The sequence below is a fragment of the Bacillus badius NBRC 15713 genome (genome assembly GCF_001591605.1).
GTDB classification, from domain to species: domain Bacteria; phylum Bacillota; class Bacilli; order Bacillales; family Domibacillaceae; genus Pseudobacillus; species Pseudobacillus badius.
Genome location: NZ_BCVF01000073.1, coordinates 1 through 6678, shown reverse-complemented (window position 1 = coordinate 6678; position 6678 = coordinate 1). Strand labels below are relative to the sequence as shown.

Here is a 6678-nt window from a genome sequence, read left to right as displayed (position 1 = left end):
CTGCAGATCAATAACCAGTGCCCGGCGGGCCAGGGAGAGAACAGCCAAAAGTGAGTAAATTAGATGTAAATGTGCTTAACAGTATTGTTTTAAGTATTAATTTACATTTGATTGACTATCTAATTTACTCTGTTTTCGTATTTAATGTTTCCTTAGTGACGCTCTTGTTGCTTTTAAGGCAACTTTAACAGCCTTAAAGGCTCCTATTTTTTTAAACAGGGCCATTAAGATTCCATGTAGGCCTTAAACTGCAGAAAGATTGGATCGTTATTCATGATTTCTCTTCGTTTTTCAATCGTCATCATGTTTCTGAGCGTACCAAAGAAATAGGCGTTAAAAGAGCCTTTAATACGTTTATGTTTATGAGCAAAAATCGACTCTTTAAAGGCTTGGACGACTAATGGTGTTAATTCTTCCAAAGGCGCATTTAAACGAGTGATACGATAAGCCAGCATGGCTTTCCCCCATAGCTTATAAATCTCTTTGGCTTGTCCAAAGAACGGTTTCACGGTTAATACAAAGTTCTTTGGAATATGAGAAGGGGTAAACGAGTCATCTAAAACGCTTTCGTCCTTACGTATGTATTTATTAAAAGATTTTTTTAATGGTAAAGAATAGGTAGGGATTTTTTTTGTCCCTTCGTCCTTAGAACCACAAGGGGTTTCAGCGTTTTCTGTTTGGAAATCTGTTTGGAAATCACTTAAATTTAGCAGCTCTTCCCAGTATGAAAAATACGGGTGGTCCACAAATAAATGGACTGGGGCGCTCCGTCCATTTTGCTTCGTGGATCTCCGGTACACGGTAAACAGCACGCCATGTTCGCGCAGCTTCTTGGCTACGTTCCGGATGGTTCGGTCCGATAGATCGTGTCGATCGGCTAAATAGGCATCTTTGGCAAAGAAAAAGCCGCGCTCTGAAGACAGCCAGCACATCATGTCAATAGCCTCGCGTGTTTCTTTCTTTAATCGATAATAGGCGTCGCCATACACCTCTTCTACGACTTTCAATAACTTTAATTTCATGGATTGTTGTTCTTTTTGGTTCTTAGCATGATGCTTGTAGCTCATCATTTGTTTAAATTCTTCATTGGATAACATTCTGCTTACTGTCATGGGTTTCGTCTCCTTTAGAGAAAAAACAAAAAAGACGTATTTACCGTAGAAACCGGTAAACACGTCTTTTATCTTTCTGTAAAAGATCGACTTTTCCCTTGAAATTCACGTTTATTTATCGTAAGATACAGGCAAAGATAAATAAAGCGAGAAGGGTAAAAGCAAGTGTTTACCGTGGTGTGTTCACGGTGGACGGTTATATAGGACGGCCATCCTACTATAACGCGCTTTTGCCTTTTTTGCTTTTCCGTTCAATTTAGTTGCCTCTATTTATAACAGAATTTTTGTATTTATACAAGTCTCAGTAGGTACTTATTGATTTATATCCTTTTGTTCCGATTCCCCATAAACCTTCCTAGCTTCGCTAAAAATCTTGTCTAACACTTCTGTCTGGTTAGACTCTTCTAGTATCTCTGGGTTTTCTTGACCCTCTTCTCCCGCATACACTTCAAGCTCCTAGTTATGTTTAATAAGTAAAAAAGGAGGGATAATTAAATGCGTTCAAAATTATGTTTATTTGTCGGAATAGCGCTTATCTTTTTATCTGGATGTGGAAGTGAAAGTACTAGTAAAAAGTTCGATTCAGCTATTAACGAAGTCATTAGTTTGGAAAACAAAAGACTAGAAAGAGAAAAGCTATTCAGGGAGAAAGATGTTTTAAAACGAGAAGACACAGGGATTATTGTCTATTCAGACGGTAAATATATCGAACTGATATATACGATAGATTCCACACAACAGATTGAATCCATGTTCGAATATAATGAAAAAGAAAATAGATATACTACAATCCCTTATGACAAAAAGAAACTAGATAAAATTCAAAAAGATTTAAATAAAACTAGTTATACAGAAAATATTGGGTTAAAATAATTCGTCAAACCATAGTTCACCTTTAAAAGATCGTCGGACATCAACGAACCAAGTTAAAAGACCCCTTAATAGAAGACATTAAGGGGTCTTAATATGAAAAATTAAATAGAAAAAGAATCAAGAGCTTTATCAATCATCTCATCATTAATCCCAATATACCGCAAGGTAATCGAGGGAGAGGAGTGTCCAAAAATCTGCTGCAACATCGCCACGTCCTTCGTTTGCTGGTAAAAATGATAGCCGAAGGTCTTCCTCATGGTGTGGGTGCCAATGGCTCCTTCAATGCCACACGCGCGAGAAGCCTCGTTAATGGCCCTCCAAGCCGTTTGACGCCCGATGGGACCTTTCCCCTTCCGAGACGGAAATAAGGGGTCAGAATCGGCCATCTGGCGCGTATATTTCTCAATCTCCTGTTTCAGTGCCGCCGACATTTTGATTTTCCGGACATTTCCCGTTTTTTTCTCACGAATCCGCAAATGTTCCGTGTGTCGGACATCCATGACCCGCAACGGCAGGATATCACTGATTCGCAGTCCGGAATTGATGCCGAAAGTAAATAAAAAATAGTCTCTGTATGATTTGTGCAGCAAGTACTCTTTCATCATCCGGATCTTTTCAGGATCCCGAATCGGTTCGACACTATTTTGCCCTTGTCTGGTTGTCATAAAAGGTCGCCTCCAGTTGCTTTCAATCATTCATTATGTTACATTCAATATAACACATCTATCCAATATGTTATATTCAGCTATCTGCTAGAAGTTGCTATAACGAAAAACCCCTTGGAAACCAAGGGGTTTTTCGTGTGCTACGGGTTGCTTTTTGAATGCAACATAATCATCATTATGTTGCATTCGGGTAATAGCATTGTTCTTTTCGTTTATTATTCATTACTAAATAGCGATATCTATCGTATAAAAAGGTAGGAGCTGAAGAGTCATGTTAACCATGTATCATTTCTTCATTTCAGGAATAAATTAATCAACTAAATAAACGTGCAAAAAAGCCTTTTTTCTTCTCTGCTTGCCCGTTCTTTTCTTCTTGCATTAATCTTTTCACTTCTTGCGTTTCATTTAAAGCCTTCATCAACTGGTGATCCCGTGTCTCCAGCTTATCGTCTATATACTTTTGCTGCTGGTCCAGTTTTTTTACTAATGCCTGATTAAACTCTTCTTGTTTTTGGACACTTTCTCTTAAAAACTGAAGTTCTTCTCTCATTTTCCGAAGTTCTTCAGCTAACAATTCGGCTGGACCTTTCTCTGGTAGTGGCTGAAAGGCTTCTCCACCTGTGGCAAAATAATGTTTAATCTGCTTTATAGAATAATTTTGTTGCCGGTGCATCATTTTAATGGATTTCATCTTTTCTAACGCTTTCTGATCAAATACATTGTAGCCACTTTCATTTTTTGTTAAAGGGATATAATCACGAAGCTCTTTCACCCAATTACGAATAACATTAGGGGACTCATTTAACAAATTAGCTATTTCTTTTATTGTAAATTCAATTGGTGCTTGATTATTATTAAGCCTTCCCTCACTTTGATAATCACTTTTATCCATGTTTATACCCACCTTTAAAACCTATATAAAAACCTGGTTAATTCTAATATTAAGGTTTGATATTCACTTTTATCAAGAATAATATCCATATAAAACCTAAGTATTAATCTGGTTTCTAATTTATCAACATAAATAATGATTTTAAAGAAAAAAGATAAACCTCATTAGGAACCTTTGTTAACTTCCTGTATTGGAACTTCTGTTAACCAACAGTTTACATCGTACTACTAAGTGTTTATGGATGTTTTTAAACAACTGTTATAAAGTGGTGCAAAGAGGTGGTTGAGGTGAATCTAGGAGAACAATTACAGAGCTTAAGAGAAGGAAAAAATATGTCCAGAGAAGAATTAGCTCAAGAAATGAATGTTTCTAGGCAAGCCGTCTATAAGTGGGAAAATAATAAAGGGTATCCTGATATTGAGAATCTCATTAAATTAAGCGAATTCTATAATATTACACTAGATGAATTGATTAAAAGAGATCAGCAGTTTCAAAAAAAAATAAGCATTGATGAAAAAGAAAAAAAGTTTGAAGAGTTTTCCGATCCGGGATTTTATATAGGGATCCTACTTGTTTTTATAGGACTCTTTACGGAATTAGGTTCTTTTTCTGTAGGCCTTACTATTTTAGGTTTTTTCACCATTGTCTTTTATGATGATTTTAAAAAACTATTTTTGGATTTAAAAAAAGACTTTATGAAGAGGAGCTAGTCAAGACTCTATACATAGAAAAATTAACGAGATCTGATTTAGATCTCGCTTTTTATTTAGTTATTGAAAAAAGTTAGAAGAGCATAAGGAAAAAGTGTCCCCATAAATCGAGGAGAGTTAGGCAGAGCCTAACTTTTTCATGGGTATATAAAAATGAGCAAAACAATACAAAAGCAATACATTATTTTGCAAAAGACCAACATAACTTTCAGCGTTTTCTTGGCTAAATCCTAATTTAAAAGAGACCCCCATGGGTCTTTTTTTAATCAGGACGGTTGGGTTGAGCAAACTTTCAGTGCCACTTATTTAAATATATGCTTCTAAACATTAATCAGAATAGTTACTCTTTTTTTACATTATATTGAATTTTTACATAAATATTGTATAATTGTAAAATAATTACAATTATGAGTTAGGAGTGTCAAAATGAAGAAGAATAAAATTTTAATAGGTGTTCTTAGCACAAGTTTACTTTTGTCCGGTCTTGCCGTTACTTCTCCGGTTTCAGCAGAATCTATAGCTTCAAACGAAAAATTAATTGAAAACTCAAACAACGAAGTATCCGATTTCAAAATGATTAACCAGACTGATAAAACGTTAAAATATACTTATACTCAGAATGGTGAAAATTTTATGGTTGAAGAAGAATTTTTGAGCGAAAGTGAAGTTACAAGTACTGTTTTCATTAAAAACAAAGAAACTGGTGAATATGAAAAAGATGACATTATTACGACATCTTATTTAAAAGATGAAGAAGTAGTAGTTCAAAATAGTGAATCTTTAGGGGAAATTGATCGTATACACATTAATCCAAAAGTTGATTACAATGCACCAACTGCACCAACTATTAACCATAGTGAATTATTGTCCCAAACCGGAAAATCAGCAAAAAGTATTTCACCATTAGCCTCCTCTGAATCTTGGAAGTATTATTCAACTAGCAATGGGACAAGCACTCCAACACGATGGTTAGTCGGGGCTATTGGTATAACTATATCTGCAATTACCAAAGTTCCAGCAACTGCAAAATGGGTTGTTAATATCGCCAACCTTACATATCAACTTGGAAGTAAAGCTGTTTATTATAAATATGTTTATTACAAACGAGGATCAGGTATAAGCACAGAAACTTTAACACATAGATATATTTATACAGATAGTGGTCGTACTAAAGCTGTTGGTAGGTCTACAACATTAAGTGGTCGTACAGGTATGAAAGTAATTTCAACTCAAACCTATTAAATGTCAATAAATCCGTCCCTTAATCACACCTCAGGGAGCGTCTGAATTTTAAATTTTGGACGCTCCTTTTGATACTAATTTTTATTAAATTGATTCTTTTAAGCTCTTTCCATAACTAACCCATAAGAGAAAACTATTATAGTTATCACCAAGAAACTTAACCATACATAGCTTTTCTTTGTGTTCCTCTCTTTTATTGTCATCATTAAAGTCCATATAATTATAGATATTGGCCAAATTATAAATAGCCAAACTCCTCTAAAAAAAATCGCTAATAAACCCAAAAATAACGACATATACAACAGATAGGATATGACTTTCTTCATAAAATCCTCCTTTATCTCCAGTAAATCTGTTAGAAATATGTATTTTTCCAATTATTGTATCATGAATATTGATATTAACACATTGAAAAAAGAGTAATTATATGGTTATTTTAGAATCTAATAGATAAAAAAATATTTAGCCAATTAACTATGCGTGTTAGAAGAAATTAGACTACATACTCTATACACTTTTAATTCACATAACATCACAACAAGAAGGAAGTTTTTGTTCCCTTCAACTCCTTGTTTTATAAGGGTTTTTTATTTATTTCCGAAGTTATTTCTATGCAGCCTTTTATACAACCTTGATTGATCAAGGTTTTCAGCTTCCTATCCAGCTGGATCTCTGCATAAAAAAAGGGGTTTTTATGCACCTCATTTCCTTGCTTTCGCCATAACAAACGAAGCTATAGCAAAAATCATTAAAAAGAAGGCCAGAATTCCGTAGGCTGCGCCTTCAAATCCCCTACTATTTACAAAGCCAATATAAAATAGGATAACGGCAGCTACAATGGTTAAAACTCCTGGTATCAGTCGCACAAATAAAGAAAAATTCATCTTCTTAAACCACCATGTAACCAATAAAACAACAATTCCTATCACAACAGCTACTAGAAAAGGCAATAAAATCATTATCTTCTCCTTTTTTTGCCACTTACCCCATTCTATACTGACTTCTACTTATCATCCAATACCTTTTTATTTCATCCTTCTTCTAACTCTTTTTCTCCCTTACTCTCTTATCCTCTACTTTACTTAATCACTCACTCTTCTACTCACCTTACACTTAAATGATCACGGAATGGAAGCATGGAATGCCGTGATCATTCGGCAGGACGGCAGACAGCCAACGGATGG

The 6678-nt window shown here is 34.9% G+C and carries 7 protein-coding genes; 3 read left to right on the top strand and 4 right to left on the bottom strand.

Annotation, left to right across the window (positions count from 1 at the left end; translation table 11 throughout):
• Nucleotides 1-224: 224 nt before the first annotated feature.
• Nucleotides 225-1112, bottom strand: a complete 888-nt coding sequence (locus BBA02S_RS19275; RefSeq protein ID WP_041102145.1) for a hypothetical protein — start codon at nt 1110-1112, stop codon at nt 225-227.
• Nucleotides 1113-1607: 495 nt separating this feature from the next.
• Here BBA02S_RS19275 and BBA02S_RS19270 point away from each other — a divergent pair, with 495 nt between their 5' ends.
• The gene (locus BBA02S_RS19270) at nt 1608-1985 is read left to right on the top strand and encodes a hypothetical protein (RefSeq protein ID WP_041102147.1); all 378 of its coding nucleotides are present in this window, start codon (nt 1608-1610) and stop codon (nt 1983-1985) included.
• A 101-nt stretch (nt 1986-2086) separates the two neighbouring features.
• Here the strand turns inward: BBA02S_RS19270 and BBA02S_RS19265 are convergent, their stop codons facing one another.
• Both BBA02S_RS19265 and BBA02S_RS19260 read right to left on the bottom strand, forming a co-directional pair.
• The gene (locus BBA02S_RS19265; RefSeq protein WP_041102149.1) at nt 2087-2650 is read right to left on the bottom strand and encodes a site-specific integrase; all 564 of its coding nucleotides are present in this window, start codon (nt 2648-2650) and stop codon (nt 2087-2089) included.
• A gap of 313 nt (nt 2651-2963) precedes the next feature.
• Nucleotides 2964-3542 (bottom strand): helix-turn-helix domain-containing protein, encoded by a 579-nt coding sequence (locus BBA02S_RS19260; RefSeq protein WP_041102151.1) that lies wholly within the window; start codon nt 3540-3542, stop codon nt 2964-2966.
• Between the two features lie 287 nt (nt 3543-3829).
• On the opposite strand from BBA02S_RS19260, the gene BBA02S_RS19255 reads away from it, so the two are divergent.
• Together BBA02S_RS19255 and BBA02S_RS19250 are read left to right on the top strand one after the other, a co-directional pair.
• Nucleotides 3830-4252 carry a helix-turn-helix domain-containing protein gene (locus BBA02S_RS19255; RefSeq protein WP_041114651.1) on the top strand — a complete coding sequence of 141 codons (423 nt, stop codon included), beginning with the start codon at nt 3830-3832 and terminating at the stop codon, nt 4250-4252.
• Between the two features lie 426 nt (nt 4253-4678).
• On the top strand, nt 4679-5494 hold the full coding sequence (locus BBA02S_RS19250; RefSeq protein WP_041102139.1) for a hypothetical protein: 816 nt from the start codon (nt 4679-4681) through the stop codon (nt 5492-5494).
• 701 nt (nt 5495-6195) lie between these two features.
• Here the strand turns inward: BBA02S_RS19250 and BBA02S_RS19240 are convergent.
• Nucleotides 6196-6453: a YesK family protein gene (locus tag BBA02S_RS19240; protein ID WP_156136684.1), complete on the bottom strand. Its 258-nt coding sequence runs from the start codon at nt 6451-6453 to the stop codon at nt 6196-6198.
• Between the last annotated feature and the right edge of the window lie 225 nt (nt 6454-6678).